General features: G+C 67.4%; 11 protein-coding genes and 1 pseudogene. 8 read left to right on the top strand and 4 right to left on the bottom strand.

Features of this window, described 5'->3' with window-relative positions; all coding sequences use genetic code 11:
• Positions 1 to 2 precede the first annotated feature (2 nt).
• Positions 3 to 1,450 (bottom strand): annotated as a pseudogene (locus tag FB598_RS05745) (efflux transporter outer membrane subunit).
• Between the two features lie 209 nt (positions 1,451 to 1,659).
• On the opposite strand from FB598_RS05745, the gene FB598_RS05750 reads away from it, so the two are divergent.
• The 3 genes from FB598_RS05750 (at position 1,660) to FB598_RS05760 (ending at position 4,868) form a co-directional block, all read left to right on the top strand.
• On the top strand, positions 1,660 to 2,757 hold the full coding sequence (locus FB598_RS05750) for an HlyD family secretion protein (protein WP_141914068.1): 1,098 nt from the start codon (positions 1,660 to 1,662) through the stop codon (positions 2,755 to 2,757).
• Position 2,758: 1 nt separating this feature from the next.
• Positions 2,759 to 4,366 carry a DHA2 family efflux MFS transporter permease subunit gene (locus FB598_RS05755; RefSeq protein ID WP_141914067.1) on the top strand — a complete coding sequence of 536 codons (1,608 nt, stop codon included), beginning with the start codon at positions 2,759 to 2,761 and terminating at the stop codon, positions 4,364 to 4,366.
• 100 nt (positions 4,367 to 4,466) lie between these two features.
• Positions 4,467 to 4,868, top strand: a complete 402-nt coding sequence (locus FB598_RS05760; protein ID WP_141914066.1) for a cytochrome c family protein — start codon at positions 4,467 to 4,469, stop codon at positions 4,866 to 4,868.
• A gap of 136 nt (positions 4,869 to 5,004) precedes the next feature.
• Here the strand turns inward: FB598_RS05760 and FB598_RS05765 are convergent, their stop codons facing one another.
• Positions 5,005 to 5,883: an oxygenase MpaB family protein gene (locus FB598_RS05765; RefSeq protein ID WP_141914065.1), complete on the bottom strand. Its 879-nt coding sequence runs from the start codon at positions 5,881 to 5,883 to the stop codon at positions 5,005 to 5,007.
• A gap of 453 nt (positions 5,884 to 6,336) precedes the next feature.
• Between FB598_RS05765 and FB598_RS05770 the strand changes: the two genes are divergently transcribed.
• From FB598_RS05770 to FB598_RS05785, 4 genes are all read left to right on the top strand, one after another.
• Positions 6,337 to 9,549: an efflux RND transporter permease subunit gene (locus FB598_RS05770; protein ID WP_141914064.1), complete on the top strand. Its 3,213-nt coding sequence runs from the start codon at positions 6,337 to 6,339 to the stop codon at positions 9,547 to 9,549.
• Between the two features lie 3 nt (positions 9,550 to 9,552).
• Positions 9,553 to 10,773: an efflux RND transporter periplasmic adaptor subunit gene (locus FB598_RS05775; protein WP_141914063.1), complete on the top strand. Its 1,221-nt coding sequence runs from the start codon at positions 9,553 to 9,555 to the stop codon at positions 10,771 to 10,773.
• Positions 10,770 to 12,242, top strand: coding sequence for an efflux transporter outer membrane subunit (locus tag FB598_RS05780; RefSeq protein WP_141914062.1), 1,473 nt, complete (start codon positions 10,770 to 10,772; stop codon positions 12,240 to 12,242). Before FB598_RS05775 ends, FB598_RS05780 begins: the two co-directional genes overlap by 4 nt.
• A 307-nt stretch (positions 12,243 to 12,549) precedes the next feature.
• Positions 12,550 to 14,100: a methyl-accepting chemotaxis protein gene (locus tag FB598_RS05785; RefSeq protein WP_141914061.1), complete on the top strand. Its 1,551-nt coding sequence runs from the start codon at positions 12,550 to 12,552 to the stop codon at positions 14,098 to 14,100.
• 101 nt (positions 14,101 to 14,201) lie between these two features.
• Here FB598_RS05785 and FB598_RS05790 read toward each other — a convergent pair whose 3' ends face one another.
• Both FB598_RS05790 and FB598_RS05795 read right to left on the bottom strand, forming a co-directional pair.
• Entirely contained in the window at positions 14,202 to 14,933 is a 732-nt protein-coding gene (locus tag FB598_RS05790) for a response regulator (protein ID WP_141914060.1), read from the bottom strand.
• Complete coding sequence (locus FB598_RS05795) at positions 14,930 to 16,384, bottom strand: ATP-binding protein (protein ID WP_255515731.1); 1,455 nt, start codon at positions 16,382 to 16,384, stop codon at positions 14,930 to 14,932. Before FB598_RS05795 ends, FB598_RS05790 begins: the two co-directional genes overlap by 4 nt.
• A gap of 239 nt (positions 16,385 to 16,623) precedes the next feature.
• Here FB598_RS05795 and FB598_RS05800 point away from each other — a divergent pair, with 239 nt between their 5' ends.
• A complete protein-coding gene (locus tag FB598_RS05800) occupies positions 16,624 to 17,880 on the top strand; it encodes an efflux RND transporter periplasmic adaptor subunit (RefSeq protein WP_304599177.1) in 1,257 nt (418 codons plus the stop codon).
• Position 17,881: the final 1 nt, after the last annotated feature.

A 17,881-nucleotide genomic window follows, 5' to 3' on the forward strand; every position in this document is an offset into this window, starting at 1 on the left:
CATTACCAGCCACCCCCCAGCGCCCGGAACACCGACACCGCCGCCCGCGCGTTGTCGGCATGCACCTGCGCCATCTGGTCCTGCGCCGCCAGCAGCAAGCGGTCTTCGGTCAGCACCTCGGCCAGGCTCAGCACGCCGCCCTGGTAGGCTTGCTCGGCGTTGCCGCGCGCGCGTTGCTGGGCATCGACCTGCGCCGCCAGTTCGCGCGACTGCTGTTCCAGTTGCACCAGCGCCATGATGGCGTTTGCCACATCCTCTACCGCCGTCAGCATGCTCTTGCGGTACAGCGCCAAGGCTTCCGCATGGGCGCCTTCGGCGCGCGCGATCTCGGCATCGATGCGGCCGAAGTCGAACAGGCGCCAGCGCAAGCCGAGCCCGCCTTGGGCCTGCAGGCTGTCGGCCGTCAGGAAGCCGGCCGCCCCCAGGCTCTGGAAGCCCAGCAGCGCCGACAGCGACAGGTCGGGATACCACGCCGCCATCGCCTGGCCGATGCGTTCGTTGGACGCGGCCAGCCTGCGCTCGGCCGCGATCACGTCGGGCCGGCGGCGCATCAGTTCCACGCTGCTTTGCGACACCGCGATGGCTGGCACGCGGCCGGTGTCGGCGCCTTCGGAAAGTCGTTGCGCGTAAGTCCCGGGCGCGGCGCCCATCAGCACGTCGAGGCGGTTGGTCTGGCGCTCCAGTTCGATGCGCAGCGGCGGCAGCGCCGCACGCGATTGCGCCAGGCGGGCATCGGCCTGGGCGATCTCGGCCACGCTCGCCAGGCCATCCTTGAGGCGCAGCCGCACGATTTCGCCGAGCTCGGCGCTGGCCTTGACCTGGTGTTCGGCCAGCGCGATGCGTGCCTGCGCGCCGCGGATGCGGAAGTAGGCATCGGCCGCTTCCGCCGCCACCGATATGCGCACGCCGAGCTGCTGCGCCTGGGCCGCCTGCAGCTCGGCATCGGCCGCCTGTGCGCCGCGCTTCAAGGCGCCGGCCAGGTCCAGCTCCCAGCTGGCGCCGGCGTCCAGTTCGAACAGGTTCTGCGTGCGCTGGTAGCCGGGGAAGCCGCTGGCGATCTCGCCCAGCGGACTTTGCAGCGATTGCCTGGCGCGCGCGGCCTGGCCGCTGAGTTCGCCTTCCGGCAAGCGGCGGGCGCCGGCGATGCGTGCGCTGGCCTGGCCTGTTCGACGCGCGCGAACGCTGCCGACAAATCCAGGTTCTGCGCCAGCACGCGCTGGATGATGTCGCTCAGCACCGGGTCGTCGAACCCGTCCCACCAATGATCCAGCGCCGGCGCCGGCGTTTGCGCGGAGCGCTGTTGCAGCAGGGCGACGTTGCGCAGCGGGGTGTCCTGGTATTCGGGGCGCCGGTAGTCCGGGCCGGTCGTGCAGGCGCTCAATGCCAGCGCAGCGGCTAGCGCGCCCAATGCCGGCAGGCGGCCGGCGCGCGAGGGAAACAAGGGGTTCATGCTTCTGGCCTTTTTTTCATCTGTTTCCGATGCCGGGGACGGCGACGGAAGAAGTGGTCGATCAGGTTTGGAATTGTTACTTGCAAAATGATAGCTTGAAGTTTAAACTCACTATCGTTTTGAAAGCAACTTCTATTTGAGGCCTGTCGCGCAATGGGAAAAGGCGACGGGCAGGCCGTCATCCACATCCAATCGCCATCGAGGCCACCATGACCACCCAGAGCACCATCGGCGCCCCCGCGCAACCTGCCGCAACGATGCCGGCGCCCAGAAAGAAATCCACCCTGCTGACATACGCGCTCCTGGCCATCGCCGCGGTGGCGGCCGTTGCCTGGCTGGCGCACTGGCTGGCGGTGGGGCGCTATATCGAGAGCACCGACGACGCTTACGTCGGCGGCGACATCACCGTCATCGCCCCCAAGGTGGCCGGCAACATCGAGGCGGTGCTGGTCAAGGACAACCAGGCCGTGCATGCCGGCGACCTGCTGGTAAAACTGGATGGCCGCGATTACCAGGCCGCGCTGGCCAAGGCGAACGCCGCGGTGGCGGCGCAGGAAGCGGCGCTGGCCAATCTCGACGCCGAGCGCCGCCTGCAGGAATCGGTAATCGACCAGGGCCGTGCCGGCGTGGCCGCGGCCGGGGCCGAGACATCGCGCACCCGCGACGACCAGGCGCGCTACCGCAGCCTTTCGGCCAAGGCGGCGGTGTCGCTGCAGGCGGCGCAAAAGGCCGATGCCGACTACCAGCAAGCGCAGGCCAACGGCCAGAAGGCGCAGGCGGCATTGAACGCCGCGCAGCGCCAGCTGGACGTGATCGCCACGCAGAAGCAGCGGGTGCAGGCGGCGTTGCAGCAGGCCCGGGCGGAGCAGCGCCTGGCCGAACTGAACCTGGCCTATACCGAGCTGCGCGCACCGGTCGATGGCGTGGTCGGCAACCGCCGCGCGCGGGTCGGCGCTTACGCCACCATCGGCGCGCAGCTGCTGTCGGTGGTGCCGGAGCAGGGCCTGTGGGTCGATGCCAATTTCAAGGAAAGCCAGATCGCCCGCATGAAGCAAGGCCAGGCCGTCACCATCAAGGCCGACGTGTTGCCGGGCGAGTCCTTCAGCGGCCATGTGCTGAGCCTGGCGCCGGCTACCGGCGCGCAGTTCAGCGTGCTGCCGGCGGAGAACGCCACCGGCAACTTCACCAAGATCGTCCAGCGGGTGCCGGTGCGCATTGCGCTGGACGGCGAGGGCGCGCGGCTGGGCAAGCTGCGTCCCGGCCTGTCGGTGACCGCCGAAGTCGACCAGCGCGCCGGCCGGAGCTGACATGGCGTCCGCCGCCGCGCCGGCCGTACCCCGGCCTGCCCCCGCTCCGGCCATGGGGCTCACGCTCACCACCCGCCAGCGCGTGTTCGCCTTCGCCACCATGTGCGTGGGCATGTTCATCGCGCTGCTGGATATCCAGATCGTCTCGGCCTCGCTGGCCGACATCGGCGGAGGCCTCTCGGCGGGCGCCGACGAGACCGCCTGGGTGCAGACCAGTTACCTGATCGCCGAGATCATCGTCATCCCGCTGTCGGGCTGGCTCTCGCGCGTGATGTCTACGCGCTGGCTGTTTTCGGCCTCGGCGGTGGGATTCACCGTCGCCAGCCTGCTGTGCGGGCTGGCCTGGGACATCAACAGCATGATCGCCTTTCGCGCGCTGCAGGGCTTCCTCGGCGGCTCGATGATCCCGCTGGTGTTCACCTCCGCCTTCGTCTATTTCCAGGGCAACCAGCGCGTGCTGGCCGCCGCCACCGTGGGCGCCCTGGCCTCGCTGGCGCCCACGCTGGGGCCGACCATCGGCGGCTGGATCACCAGCAACTATTCGTGGCACTGGCTGTTCTTCATCAACCTGGTGCCGGGTATTTTCGTGGCCGTGGTGGTGCCGATGATGGTGAAGATCGACAAGCCCGACCTGTCGCTGCTGCGCGGCGCCGACTACCCGGGCATGGCGTTGCTGGCGCTCGCGCTGGGCTGCCTGGAATACACGCTGGAAGAAGGGCCGCGCTACGGCTGGATGGGCGACGACGTGATCCGCGCCACCGCCTGGGTGGCGGCGATCTCCGGCATCGCCTTCGTCTGGCGCAGCCTCACCTACGCGCATCCGGTGGTCGACCTGCGCGCGCTCAAGCAGCGCAACTTCGCGCTGGGCTGCTTCTTCTCCTTCGTCACCGGCATCGGCCTGTTCGCCACCATCTACCTGACGCCGGTATTCCTGGCGCGCGTGCGCGGCTTCTCGGCGCTCGACATCGGGCTGGCGATCTTTTCCACCGGCCTGTTCCAGATCCTCGCCATCCCGTTCTACACCATGGTGGCGCGCAGGGTCGACCTGCGCTGGCTGATGATGTTCGGGCTGGCCTGCTTCACGCTGTCGATGTGGAACTTTACGCCCATCACGCACGACTGGGGCTGGCACGAGCTGCTGCTGCCGCAGGCGCTGCGCGGCTTCTCGCAGCAGTTCGCCGTCGCCCCGGTGGTGACGCTGACCCTGGGCTCGCTGGCGCCGGAACGCCTGAAGCTGGCGTCGGGGCTGTTCAACCTGATGCGCAACCTGGGCGGCGCGATCGGCATCGCGGTGTGCGGTACCATCCTCAACGACCGCACCAACCTGCACTTCCTGCGCCTGGCCGAACACCTCAACGCCGGCAACGAGGCGATGGCCGATATGTTGCGCAACGGCGCGCACAACCTGCTGGCTGCCGGTGTGGACGCCGGCGCGAACGAGGTCGGCGCCCTGCGCAACCTGGCGCGCCTGGCCATGCGCGAGGCGCAGACCCAGGCCGTGGCCGACGCCTTCTTCGTCATCATGCTATGCCTGCTGACGGCCACGCTGATGGTGCCGCTGATGCGCAAGGTGGAACCACCCAAGGCGCCGCCGCCGGACGCGCACTGATGGAGCGCGGCAAGCGAGCCTGAACGGGTGGCCGGCATCAGAGTGAAAACGCTTTGCGGATAGAATCGAGAGCGCCGCTTCATGTTCCGACCCCGATGCCATGCCGCCAGCCTGTCTTGCCCGTTCCGTTTCCCTGTGGCGCACCGCCTCCCTGGCGTCGCTGCTTGCCTTCCTGTCAGCGCCGGCCTGTGCCGCCGGCGATGCGACGGCCGGCCGCGCCGCCTTCGCCAAGTGCGCCAGTTGCCATCAGGTCGGGCCATCCGCGCGCGGCGGCTTCGGGCCGCAGTTGTACCGGGTGATCGGGCGCCGCGCCGGTTCCACCGCCGACTACAAATATTCGCCGGCGATGGCGAACGCCGGTTTCGTCTGGAGCGAAGACAAGCTGCGCGCGTTCATGAAGGCGCCCGGCGATGTGGTGCCAGGCAACAAGATGCGTTTCTGGGGCATCGGCAGCGACCGCCAGATCGACGACATTTTGGCTTACCTGCGCAGCGTCAAATAGATCGCGGACATCAACTTCTTCTTATTGCCGTCGTCCTGACGAAAGTCAGGACCCAGCGTCGTCCGGCGGACATCGAGGCATGACAAACGCCACTGGGTCCAGGCTTGCGCCGGGACGACGGGAATTGCCGGATGGCTCAGCCAAACGGCGCCAGCCCCATGCGCCGGCGCGCCAGGTGGATCGAGCCGTTGCGCACCGCCCAGCGCACCGGCACGGCGGCGACCGCTACCGAGCGGGTCAGCATGGCGCTGCGCGCGGGCGAGCGTTGCGTCACGCCCAGCATCTGCTGCGCCCAGTCCGGCAACAGGTCGATCCCGGCGCGCATCATCAGCCGCGTCCACGGCAGGGCCAGCGCGTTGGGCGCCGGCGCGTTCAACACCAGTTCCAGCGTCTTGCGGGTGCGGTCGTTGCAGCGCAGTTGCGGGCGCATTCCTTCGATATAGGCATCGACCGCCGCGCGCGAACGCGGCACATCCTGCGCGCCCAGCGCTTCGGCCACCTGCGCCATCTCATCGAAGTAGCGATCCTGCCTGGCGGGCGGGAAATCCGGGTTGCGGTAGCGCAGGTAGGCGCGCAAGAAGCAGCTGACCTCGGCCGTGTGCACCCAGCTCAACAATGCCGGGTCGCTGGCGGCATAGGGCGTGCCGTCGGGGGCGGTGCCGCTGACTTGCAGGTGGATATGCCTGACGCGCGCGATCAGCCGTTCGGCGTCGGCGCAGCTGCCGAAGGTGGTGCCGGCGATGAACTGCGCGGTGCGGCGCAGGCGGCCCAGCATGTCGTCCTGGAAATTGGAATGGTCCCACACGCCGGCCAGCGGCAGCGGATGCAGCATCTGCAGCAGCAGCGCCGCCACGCCGCCGGCCAGCATGGCGGTGAAGTCGCTGTGCACCTGCCAGGCGGCCGAATCGGGGCCGAACAGGCCGGGGTCGCCGGGCGGGTTGAGGAAGTCGGCGCTGCCGGGCGGACGGCTGATGGCCAGCACGCTGGCCTCGATGCGCTTGCGCAGGAATTCCATACGGTGAGAATCGGGGGTGATGGGAGGCGGCCGCTTTCGACAGCGGCCGGCATGCAGTTTGCCACAGCCTGCCGGCCGCTGCCGGCGTCTCTCAGCAGTGGCCGCGGCGGGCGCGCCTAACTGACATTTCTGTCAGAAAAAATTCCTGCCCGCCGGCCGGCACGCCGTGTTGTGCGCCGCTACAATAACCGGCGCTGCAGGCTGCTCACGAACAAGAACAGGTCCCAGGACATCAGGTCCGCACAGGCGAAAGCCGCGCGGAAGGGACGGCGGCCCGGCAAGGCATCAGGACTGGAAATCAGGGAGCGGGGCCGCACAGGGGATACGCGCGGCCGCGCATGACAAGAAACAAGCAAAAGAGGGCGCTCACGACACGCCGCGGCGTCTCCGGCAATAGCCGGAGACGATCGACGCGCGCCGGCCCGCGCCTATTGATGAAATGAGTTCCACCCCATGAACATGGTTGCGCTGGCCTTGCGCCGCCCGTACACCTTCATCGTGATGGCGATGCTGATCGTCCTCGCCACGCCGTTGACCCTGCTCAACATGGCCACCGACATCTTCCCGGAAATCAATATCCCGGTGGTCAGCATCATCTGGAACTACAACGGCCTGTCGGCCCAGGAAATGGGCCAGCGCATCGCTGCCCAGAACGAGCGCGGGCTGACCACGGTGGTGAGCGATATCGAGCACATCGAGTCGCAATCGCTGGCCGGGGTGTCGGTGATCAAGGTGTTCTTCCAGCCCAAGGCCAACATCCAGCAGGCCATCGCGCAGGTGGTGGCCTCGGTGCAGTCGCAGGTGCGCCAGCTGCCGCCGGGCATCACGCCGCCGCTGGTGATCAAGTACTCGGCCTCCAGTATTCCGGTGATGCAGCTGGCGCTGTCGTCGCCGACCCTGCCGGAACAGACCGTGTTCGACGCCGCGGTGCAGACGCTGCGCCCGCAACTGATCACCATCCCCGGCGTGGCCGTGCCCTATCCCTACGGCGGCAAGTCGCGCCTGATCTCGGTGGACCTCGATACGCAAGCCCTGCAGGCGCGCGGGCTGGCGCCGATCGACGTGGTCAACGCGGTCAACACGCAGAACCTGATCCTGCCCTCGGGCACCGCCAAGTTCGGCGCCACCGAATACACGGTCAAGATGAACGGCTCGCCGGAAGCGGTGGCCGGCCTGAACGAACTGCCGGTGCGCACCGCCAACGGCGCCACCATCTACCTGAAGGACGTGGCCAACGTACGCGACGGTTTCTCGCCGCAGACCAACGTGGTGCGCCAGGACGGCGCGCGCGGCGTGTTGCTGTCGATCCTCAAGAACGGCGGCGCCTCCACGCTGGACATCGTCGCCAACCTGCGCAAGATGCTGCCGCAGGCGCAGCAGACCTTGCCGGAAGACGTCAAGATCACGCCGCTGTTCGACCAGTCGCTGTTCGTGAAAGCGGCCGTGGCCGGCGTGATCAGCGAAGCCCTGATCGCCGCCGGCCTGACCGCGGCGATGGTGCTGCTGTTCCTGGGCAACTGGCGCAGCACGCTGATCATCGGCCTGACCATCCCGCTGTCGATCATGGCCGCCATCCTGGCGCTGGCGGCGCTGGGCGAGACGCTCAACCTGATGACGCTGGGCGGCCTGGCGCTGTCGGTCGGCATCCTGGTGGACCAGGCCATCGTCACCATCGAGAACATCGAGCGCCACATGCACCTGGGCAAGCCGCTGCACGACGCCATCATCGTTGGCGCCGGCGAGATCGGCGTGCCGGCCTTCGTCTCCACGCTGTGCATCTGCATCGTGTTCGTGCCGATGTTCTTCCTCTCCGGCGTGGCGCGCTTTTTGTTCGTGCCGCTGGCCGAGGCGGTGGTGTTCGCGATGGTTGCCTCCTATATCCTGTCGCGCACCCTGGTGCCGACGCTGGTGATGCTGCTCATGGGCAGCCACGGCCAGGTCGACAGCGCCAAGAAGAGCCTGCTGCAGCGCGTCTACCTGGCTTTCGACAACCGTTTCGAGCGCGTGCGGCGCGGCTATACGCTGGTGCTGTCCTCGCTGCTGTCGCACCGGCGCCGCTTCGCGCTGGGCTTCCTCGGCTTCTGCCTGCTGTCTTGCCTGCTGTATCCGTTCCTCGGGCGCGACTTCTTCCCCAGCGTCGATGCCGGCCAGTTGCGCCTGCATATGCGCGCGCCCACCGGCACCCGCATCGAAGAGACCGCGCGCCTGGCCGACCAGGTCGAGCAGGTGATCCGCGAACTGATTCCCCCGAGCGAACTGGAAACCATCCTCGACAACCTCGGCGTGCCCAACTCCGGCATCAACCTTTCCTACAGCAACGCCGGCACCATCGGCACGCTGGACGGCGAAATGCTGATGGCGCTCAAGGAAGGCCACCGTCCCAGCGAAGAGCTGATGGCGCTGCTGCGCGCGGAATTGCCCAAGCGTTTCCCGGGCGTGGAGTTTTTCTTCCAGCCGGCCGACATCGTCACCCAGATCCTCAACTTCGGCTTGCCGGCCGCCATCGACGTGCAGTTCACCGGCGCCAACATGGAGAAGAATGCCGAACTGGCGGCCGAGCTGACCAAGCAGATCCGGCAGATCCCCGGCGCCGTCGACGCCCACGTGCACCAGCGCCTGGACGGCCCGGCGCTGGACCTGCGCATCGACCGCACGCGCTTGCAGCAGTTCGGCCTGTCGGCCTCCAACGTCGGCCAGAACCTGCTGATCGCGCTGTCGGGCAGCTCGCAGACGCAGCCGGCGTTCTGGCTCAACCCCAACAACGGCGTGGTCTACAGCATCGCGGTGCAGTCGCCGCAATACACGGTCGATTCGCTGGATGCGCTGCTCAACATCCCGGTCGGCGCCGGCGCCAACGCCGCGTCCAATGCGTCGCTCGCCAACGCCAACACGCAATTGCTGGGCAACCTGGTCGATGTGCGCGCCGGGCGCCAGATGGCGATCGCCTCGCGCTACAACATCTCGCCGGCCATCGACGTGTTCGTCAGCGTGCAGGGCACCGACCTGGCCAGCGTGGCCGGCAAGGTGGAAAAGCTGGTGGAGCAGGTCAAGCCAAAACTGCCGCGCGGCAGCCAGGTGGCGATCCGCGGCCAGGTGGAAACCATGCAGTCTTCCTTCATCGGCCTGGGCGTGGGCCTGGCGATGGCCATCGTGCTGGTCTACCTGCTGGTGGTGGTCAATTTCCAGTCGTGGATCGATGCCGCCATCATCATCGCCGCACTGCCGGCGGCGCTGGCCGGCATCGCCTGGATGCTGTTCATTACCGGCACCACGCTGTCGGTGCCGGCGCTGACCGGGGCCATCATGACCATGGGCGTGGCCACCGCCAACAGTATCCTGATCGTGGCGTTCGCGCGCCAGCGCAGGGAGGAAGGCGCCACGCCGCTGGCCGCCGCGCTGGAGTCGGGCGCGACCCGCATCCGGCCGGTGCTGATGACGGCGCTGGCGATGATCATCGGCATGATCCCCATGGCGTTGGGCCTGGGCGAGGGCGCCGAGCAGAATGCGCCGCTGGGGCGCGCGGTGATCGGCGGCCTGCTGCTGGCCACCGTATCGACATTGTTTTTCGTGCCGGTGGTATTCGCCGGCGTGCATCAGAGACTGGCCCGCCGGGCGGAGCGGCGCGGATCGCCTGTGCCGCCGGCCGGGCACGTACAGGAGAATTGAGTCATGTCGCAAGAACGCCATTCCGAACTGGGCATCCACGCCCTGCCCGATGAGGGCGAGCTGTTGAAGCGCCGGCAGATGACCAGGCGCGCCAGGCTGGTGCTGGTGGTGGTGCTGATTTTGCTGGCCGCGGGCGCGGCGCGCACCATCATCAGCCGCGTGGTCAACGCGCGCGAACTGCAGGCCGGCACCGCCGAGCGCGCCAAGGTATTCGTGCGCGTGACCGAAGCCAGGAGCAGCGCCGAAGGCCAGACCCTGGCGTTGCCGGGTACGCTGCAGGGCTTCGTGCAGTCGCCCATTTCCGCGCGTTCCTCCGGCTACCTCAAGCGCTGGTACAAGGACATCGGCAGCGAAGTGAAGAAGGGCGAACTGCTGGCCGAACTGGATACGCCGGAAATCGACCAGCAGCTGTCGCAGGCCGTGGCCGCGCGCGGCCAGGCCGCTTCCAGCATGGAGTTGGCCAAGAGCTCGATGGCGCGCTGGGAAGCGCTGCGCAAGAAGGACGCGGTGTCGCAGCAGGAAGTCGATGAGCGCCGCAGTGCCTACGCCCAGGCCAGCGCCAACCTGGCCGCGGCCGAAGCCAACGTCGAGCGCCTGCGCCAGGTAGAAGGTTTCAAGCGTATCGTCGCGCCGTTCTCCGGCATCATCACGCGCCGCAACGTCGATGTGGGCGACCTGATCGATCCGGGCGCCGGGCGCGCGCTGTTCGTGCTGTCGCAGACCGACCCGCTGCGGGTGTATGTGAACGTGCCGCAGTCTTACGCCAACCTGGTCAAGCCGGGCCAGAAGGTGGTCGTCACCCAGGCCGAACTGCGCGGCCGCAAGTTTGAAGGCAAGGTCGCCCGCACCGCCGGCTCGATCGACCCGTCGACCCGCGCGATGCAGATCGAGGTCAGCCTGCCCAATGCCGACAATGCCTTGCTGCCCGGCGCCTTCGTCCAGGTTTCGCTGCCGCTCAAGCCCAGCGGTACCTTGCTGGTATCGGCGGACACCCTGATGTTCCGGCGCGACGGGGCGATGGTGGCGGCGGTGGATGGGCACGACAAGGTGCGCCTGAAGAAGGTGCAGGTCGGGCGCAACCTCGGCTTGACGGTCGAGGTGCTGGACGGCCTGGACGGCAATGAAAAGCTGATTCTCAATCCTTCCGATTCGCTGGCCGAAGGCGACCAGGTCGTGCCGAGCATGGAGCAGAAGGAAGGCGGCAAGAAAGAGGCCGCATCGTGACCGTCCGCCGCACGCTGACCGCCCTGGCTTGCGCGCTGGCGCTGGCCGGTTGCGCCGCCGGGCCGGATTACAAGAAACCGCAGGTCGACATGCCCGCCGCCTGGACGCCGCAGGCGCCGTGGCGCCCGATGCAGCCGCAGGACGCCGCCGCGCGCGGCGCATGGTGGGAGCGCTTCGGCGATGCCCAGCTGAACGCGCTGCAAGCGCAGGCGCTGGCCGGCAACCAGACCCTGGCGATTGCCGCGGCGCGCCTGTCGCAGGCGCGCGCGCAACTGAATGTGGCGTCGGCCGGGCAGTATCCGCAGGTCGGCATCAATGCGCGCGCGGCGCGCCAGCGCATTTCCGCCAACCGCCCGCTGACCAACTACAACTCGCCCAACTATGCCACGGTGCAGAACGACTTCGCGCTGGGCCTCAACGTCAGCTATGAGCTCGACCTGTTCGGCCGCGTGCAGCGTTCGGTGGAAGGCGCGGCGGCATCGGCGCAACAGTCGGCGGCCGATTTAGAAAACACCCGCCTGCTGCTCACGGCCGAACTGGCCAGCAATTATTTCAACCTGCGCGCGCTGGATATCGAACTCGACGTGGTCGTGCGCGCCATTGCGCTGCAACGCCGCGCGCTGGAACTGGCCACTGCGCGCCACGACCTGGGCGCCACCTCGGGCCTCGATGTGGCCCAGCAGCAGGCATTGCTGGACAGCACGCTGACCCAGGTCGATATCCTGGGCAAGCAGCGCGCGCAGTACCAGCATGCCATCGCCACGCTGACCGGCGCCCCGGCGCCCGGTTTCTCGATCGCGCCGTCGACCGCGGCCATCGCGTTCCCCGACATCCCGCTCGGCGTGCCGTCCGACCTGCTGGAGCGGCGTCCCGATATCGCCTCGGCCGAACGCGCCATGGCTGCCGCCAACGCACAGATCGGCGTGGCCAGCGCGGCGTTTTATCCGAGCTTCATGCTGCAGCCTGCCTACGGCGTCGACAGCCGCAACTGGGGCGCACTGTTCAACGCGCCCAGCATGTTGTGGTCGCTCGGCGTGTCGGCCACGCAAAGCCTGTTCGATGCCGGGCGCCTGCGCGCCGGCGTGGATTTCACCCAGGCCGGATACGAAGCCGCGGTCGCCGCCTACCGCCGCACCGTGCTCACCGCCATGCAGGAAGTGGAAGACGGCATCACCGGCATCGCCTCGCTGGACCGCGCCTACCGCCAGTCGCAAGCGGCCATCGCCAGCGCGCGCCGGGTGCTGGAACTGGCCAACAGCCGCTACGACGGCGGCGTCACGCCCTACCTCGACGTCATCACCGCGCAGCAGGCGTTGCTCAACAGCGAACGGCAGGCGGCGCAATTGATGGGGCAGCGGCTGCTGGTGTCGGTGTTCCTGTTCAAGGCGCTTGGGGGCGACTGGCCTGCGCGGCATGACGAGGCGTTCCCGCCGCAAGCCCGGGCGGCCAGCCCGGTGGCGGACAAATAATTGCGCCGGCGCAGCATCTGTCCCTCAACCCATCTCCACCATGGGAGAAACGCTGGCCCTTGATGCGCCGCCGCAATCCACCGCCGCATTTCCCATGGACCATCCCTTGATTCAATGGCAAGGCCGCGCCGCTTCATGCCTGGCGCTGCTGACAGCTTGCTGACGGTGGTCTGTCATGCTGACGGGCAACTGTCCGCCAAGGGCAAAATTGCCGGCTAAACCCATCTTTGCTTGCCGATATGGCACATTCCCCCCCTGCATAGAATGAGTAAGGGGACTTTGTATCAATCGTCAATTCGAGGGTGCCATGAACTGGTTCTACAACTTGAAAATAGCCAGAAAATTGATTCTTTCCTTCACCGCGGTGATCTTGCTGACGGTGATCCTGGGAGGCTTTGCCATACGCCAGCTCAGTGCGGTGAACCAGGCTTCCACCGAGATTGCGCACAACTGGTTGCCGGCCATCAAGGCCGCGCAAGCCATCCAGGCATCGATGCCGCGCATGCGCATCTCCGAATTGCAGATAGTGACGGCCAACCAGCCAAGCGACCGGGAGGATGCCGAAAAGGCCATCAATACACGCCTTGGCATCATCGCCAAGCAACGCGCCGCCTACGAGGCAACGATATCGGAGGCGGAAGAGAAGGCCCTCTACGGCCAGTTTTCCAAGACCTTCGCCACGTATCTCGACGTCAGCAAGCAGGTCAAGGCCCTGGCCATTGACGGCAAGGAAGAAGAGGCGCGGGCGCTGTTCAAGGGCGAGTCGAACAAGCTGTTTCGCACGATGAACGAGCAGCTTGACGGCATCGTCAAAATCAACGACGCAGGCAGCTTGCATTCGGACCAGGCTGCCGCGGACATGTACGAGGCAGCCAAGCTGTGGATCGGCAGCCTGCTGGCGGCGATCGTGGTGATCGCCTTCGGCCTGGCCATGAGCGTGGCGCGCATCGTGTCGCGGCCGCTGGGCGACGCGGTCGAGGTCGCGCAGCGCGTGGCGCAGGGCGACCTGACGGTGGACATCCGCGCCACCGGCACCGACGAGACCGGCCAACTGATGCAGTCGCTCAAGGCCATGAACGACAGCCTGCAAAAGATCGTCGGCGAAGTGCGCATCGGCACCGACACCATCAGCACGGCCTCGTCCGAGATCGCCAGCGGCAACCTCGACCTGTCCTCGCGCACCGAGCAGCAGGCCGGCTCGCTGGAAGAGACCGCTTCGGCGATGGAGCAGCTGACTTCCACCGTCAAGCAGAACGCCGACAACGCGCGCCAGGCCAACCAGCTGGCGGTATCCGCTTCCGAGATCGCCAGCCAGGGCGGCAGCGTGGTGGGCCAGGTGGTGGAGACCATGGGTTCGATCAACGCCTCGTCCAGGAAGATCGTGGACATCATCAGCGTGATCGACGGCATCGCCTTCCAGACCAACATCCTGGCGCTGAACGCGGCGGTGGAAGCCGCGCGCGCCGGCGAGCAGGGGCGCGGCTTCGCGGTGGTGGCGTCGGAGGTGCGCTCGCTGGCGCAACGTTCGGCCGCCGCCGCCAAGGAGATCAAGCAACTGATCGACGACTCGGTCGGCAAGGTCGATGCCGGCAGCGCGCTGGTCGAGCAGGCCGGCGCCACCATGAGCGAGATCGTCAGCAGCGTGCAGCGCGTGACCGACGTGGTCAGCGAGATTACCGCCGCCACGCAGGAGCAGAGCACCGGCCTGGAGGAGATCAATCGCGCCATCACGCAGATGGACGAAGTCACCCAGCAAAACGCCGCGCTGGTCGAAGAAGCCGCCGCCGCCGCACAGTCGCTGCAGGATCAGGCCGGCCGCCTGCAACAGGTGGTCGGGGTGTTCAAGCTCAGGCACTGAGCGCGCCGCCGCTTGACTAGTTGCAAGAGCCCGCGTCATGGATGGCGCGGGCTTTTTTGCGTGAAGCCTAGCGTGAGGTCTTGCGTCAGGCCGGCCTGGAGCTACTCCGGCAGTTCGAAGCTGTAGCCGACCCCATACACCGCCTGGATCGCGTTGTGGCCGGGGAAGAACGGCTCCAGTTTGCGCCGCAGGTTCTTGATATGGGTGTCGATGGCGCGGTCGGTGACCGAGCGGTATTCGTCGTGCAGGTGGTTGAGCAGCTGCTCGCGCGAGAACACTTGCCCCGGCGCGCTGGCGAAGGCCTTGAGCAGGCGGAATTCGAGCGGCGTGAGGGCCAGCGCCTCGCCGCGCACGCTGGCCTGGAGGCGAGCGTCGTCGATGACCAGCGGCGACGCTGCCGAGGCTGCCGGCGCAGCGTTGGGCGTGCGCTGCAGGCGGCCGTTGCGGCGGAGCATGGATTTGACGCGCGCCACGATCTCGCGCGGACTGAACGGGGTCTTGCAGATGTAATCGTCGGCGCCCAGCTCCAGGCCGCGCAGGCGGTCTTCCTCTTCCACCCGCGCAGTCAGCATCAGCACCGGCACGTCGGTGAAGCTGCGCAGCTCGCGGCAAATGTCCCAGCCGGTGCGTCCGGGCAGCATGATGTCCAGCAGCACCAGGTCGGGCAGCCTGGCGCGCACCGCCGGCACCGCGTCGTCGCCGTGGGCCACGTGGCGCGAACCGTAGCCGGCGGCGGCCAGGTATTTCTGCAGCAGCTCGGCCAGCTTGGGCTCGTCTTCGACGATCAGGATCTCGGCGCTGGCAGGCGCTTCGAACTGGAAATTGTCGCTCATGCCGTTGCCTCCGGGGCCGGCAATCCCGCCGGCAGCAAGATAGTCACGCGCAGGCCGCCCAGGGGCGAGGCCTCGGCGCTGATGACGCCACGGTGCGCCTCGACGATGCGGCGGCAGATCGCCAGGCCCAGGCCGGCGCCGCCGCTGGCGCGGTTGCGCGAAGCCTCGACCCGGAAGAAGCGCTCGAACAGGCGCGCCAGTGCCGGCGCTTCCACCCCCGGCGCGCTGTCGTCCAGGACCAGTTGCCATTGCTGCTGCTGCAGGCTGCAGCGCAGCTCCAGCCTGCCGCCCCGGTCGGTGTAGCGCAGGCTGTTCTCGAACAGGTTGTTCAACAGTTGCTGCAGGCGCGCGCCGTCGGCGTGCAACGGTATCGATTCGGGCAGGCGCAGGACGATATCCAGTCCGCGTTTGCGGAAGCCCTCTTCATAGTTGCGGGCGGTGTCGCGCAGCAGCGGCGCCAGGTCGATGTCGGCTTTGCGGTAGGCCAGCGCGCCGGCGTCGGCCAGCGACAGGTCGTAGAGATCGTCCACCAGCTTGTTGAGATGGTCGACTTCGCTCTTGAGCGAGCGCAGGGTTTGCTCATCGGGCTGCAGCACGCCATCTTCCAGCGCTTCCAGCTGGCCGTTGAGGATGCCCAGCGGCGTGCGCAGTTCGTGCGAGACGTCGGCCATGAATTCGCGCCGCAGCTTCTCGTTGCGTTCCAGCGTCGTGGCCAGTTGGTTGAAGTCCTGCGCCAGCCGGCCGATTTCGTCGCCTGATTGGACTTCCACCCGGATCGCATAGTCGCCGCCGGCCAGCCGGTGGGTGGCGCGCGCCACGCGCGAGAGGGGCTGCAGCAGCACCCCGGAGATGCGTATCACCATGAAGGCCGCCAGCATGATGGCGACGGCGGCGATGATGATCTGCGCCAGGAACTGGCTCTGCTGGAAGCGCAGGTCGACCGCGCCGATCACGTTTTCGAACGGCGTCTGCGCGATCCAGCCGACAATGGCGTCGTCTTGCATGAGCGGGCGCAGGCGCGCGTCGGGGCCGATGTCGGGGTAGCCGATGACCAGCTTGCGGTTGGCGTCGAGCAGCGAGAAGCGCAGCGTGGCGCCGGTCAGGTCGGAGGGCGTGAAGGTCGGGCCGGGGGCGGCGCCGCTGTGCTCGACGATGGCCGGTTTCATCAGTTCGAACCAGGTGCGCGGGTTGTTGCGGATGAAATCCCAGTTGCCGTTGGCGCGGTAGGCCTGTTCCACGCGCGGGATCAGGTCTTCCATGCGTTGCTGCGCCTGCTCGTTGAGATAACCGAGGAAATCGCGCGTGAAAATGTAGTGTCCCGCGCCGTTGATCGCGGCGATCAGCGCCACGATCAGCGCCAGCATCGCGTAGAACAGCTTGAGGCGGATGTTGGCGCGGTAAAAGAAGCGGTCGGTCAGGTCCGCTATCGGATGGGGGAGGAATCTGGACACGGCTGGAAATCGGTTTGTAAAAAGATGTGAAGATGGCGGCGGGCGCCATGCATGGCCGGCAACAGGCGCCAGCTTAGCAAGATAAGAGGCGTGGGGGCGAGGATGTTGTAAATGCGGTTTTACTCAATTTTCCTCCACATTTTGTTTTTATGATGCAAGGTCCAAGCAGTTTATTCAGTTCATTACGCCCGGCCCTTGCCAGAATTTCAAGCAAACGGACGGGCAGAAAGCCAACGACGATGCCCGACAAGAATATTTCATCCCGTTTCGTTTCCCTGCCCGGCCTGCCGGCGATGACCCGCCTGGCCGCGGCCCTGATGCTGGCCGCCGCGCTGGCGGCCTGCTCCAGATCCGGCAACCAGCCGCCGGCCCAGGCCCAGTCCGAGGTCGGCTACGTGGTGGTCAAGGTCCAGCGCCAGGCGCTCACCACCGAACTGCCCGGCCGCACCACTGCCTACCTGACGGCCGATATCCGCCCGCAGGTGGGCGGCATCATCCAGAAGCGCCTGTTCAAGGAAGGCGCGACGGTCAGGCAGGGACAGCCGCTGTACCAGATCGACGCTGCCAGCTACCAGGCCGCCTATGACAGCGCCAAGGCCTCGCTGCTCAAGGCCGAGGCCACGCTGGCTTCCTCCCGCCTGAAGGCCCAGCGCTACGCCGAACTGGACAAGATCGACGCCGTCGCCAAGCAGGACAACGACGACGCCCAAAGCACGCTGCGCCAGAACCAGGCCGACGTCGAAGTGCAGAAGGCGGCCGTCAAGACCGCCGCCATCAACCTCGAATACACCCGGATCCTGTCGCCCATTTCCGGCCGCATCGAGAAGTCGAGCGTGACGCCGGGCGCGCTGGTGACGGCCAGCCAGACCACCGCGCTGACCACGGTGCAGCAGATCGACCCGATCTACGTGGACGTGACGCAATCGACGGTGGAACTGCTGCGCCTGCGGCGCGAGCTGGCCAGCGGCCAGATCAAGAAGAGCGGCGAGAATTCGGCGCCGGTCAAGATCGTGCTGGAAGACGGTTCCACCTACGAGCGCCCGGGCAAGCTGGAATTCTCCGGCCTGTCGGTCGACACCGGCACCGGCATGATCACGCTGCGCGCGGTGGTGCCCAATCCGGATGGCATCCTGCTGCCGGGGGCCTATGTGCGCGCGGTGCTGGAAGAGGGCGTGGACGAGCAGGCCATGCTGGTGCCGCAAAAGGCGGTCAGCCGCGACCAGACCGGCGCCGCGACCGCGCTGGTGATCGGCGAGGGCGGCAAGGTCGAGCAGCGCCTGCTGACGGTGGCCCGCGCGGTGGGCAATAACTGGTGGGTGACCAAGGGCATCAAGCCCGGCGACAAGGTGATTGTCGACGGCCTGCAGAAAGTGCGCAGCGGCGACGTGCCGCGCGCCATCGACATCACCGACACCCTGCAGAAGGATCTCGCCAGGGAAGCGGCCGCGGCGGCCGCCGACCCGTCCCTCGGCGGCGACGCCGGCGGCGCGAAGTAAG

Source organism: Herbaspirillum sp. SJZ106 (assembly GCF_006715495.1).
Classification (GTDB): Bacteria; Pseudomonadota; Gammaproteobacteria; order Burkholderiales; family Burkholderiaceae_D; genus Herbaspirillum.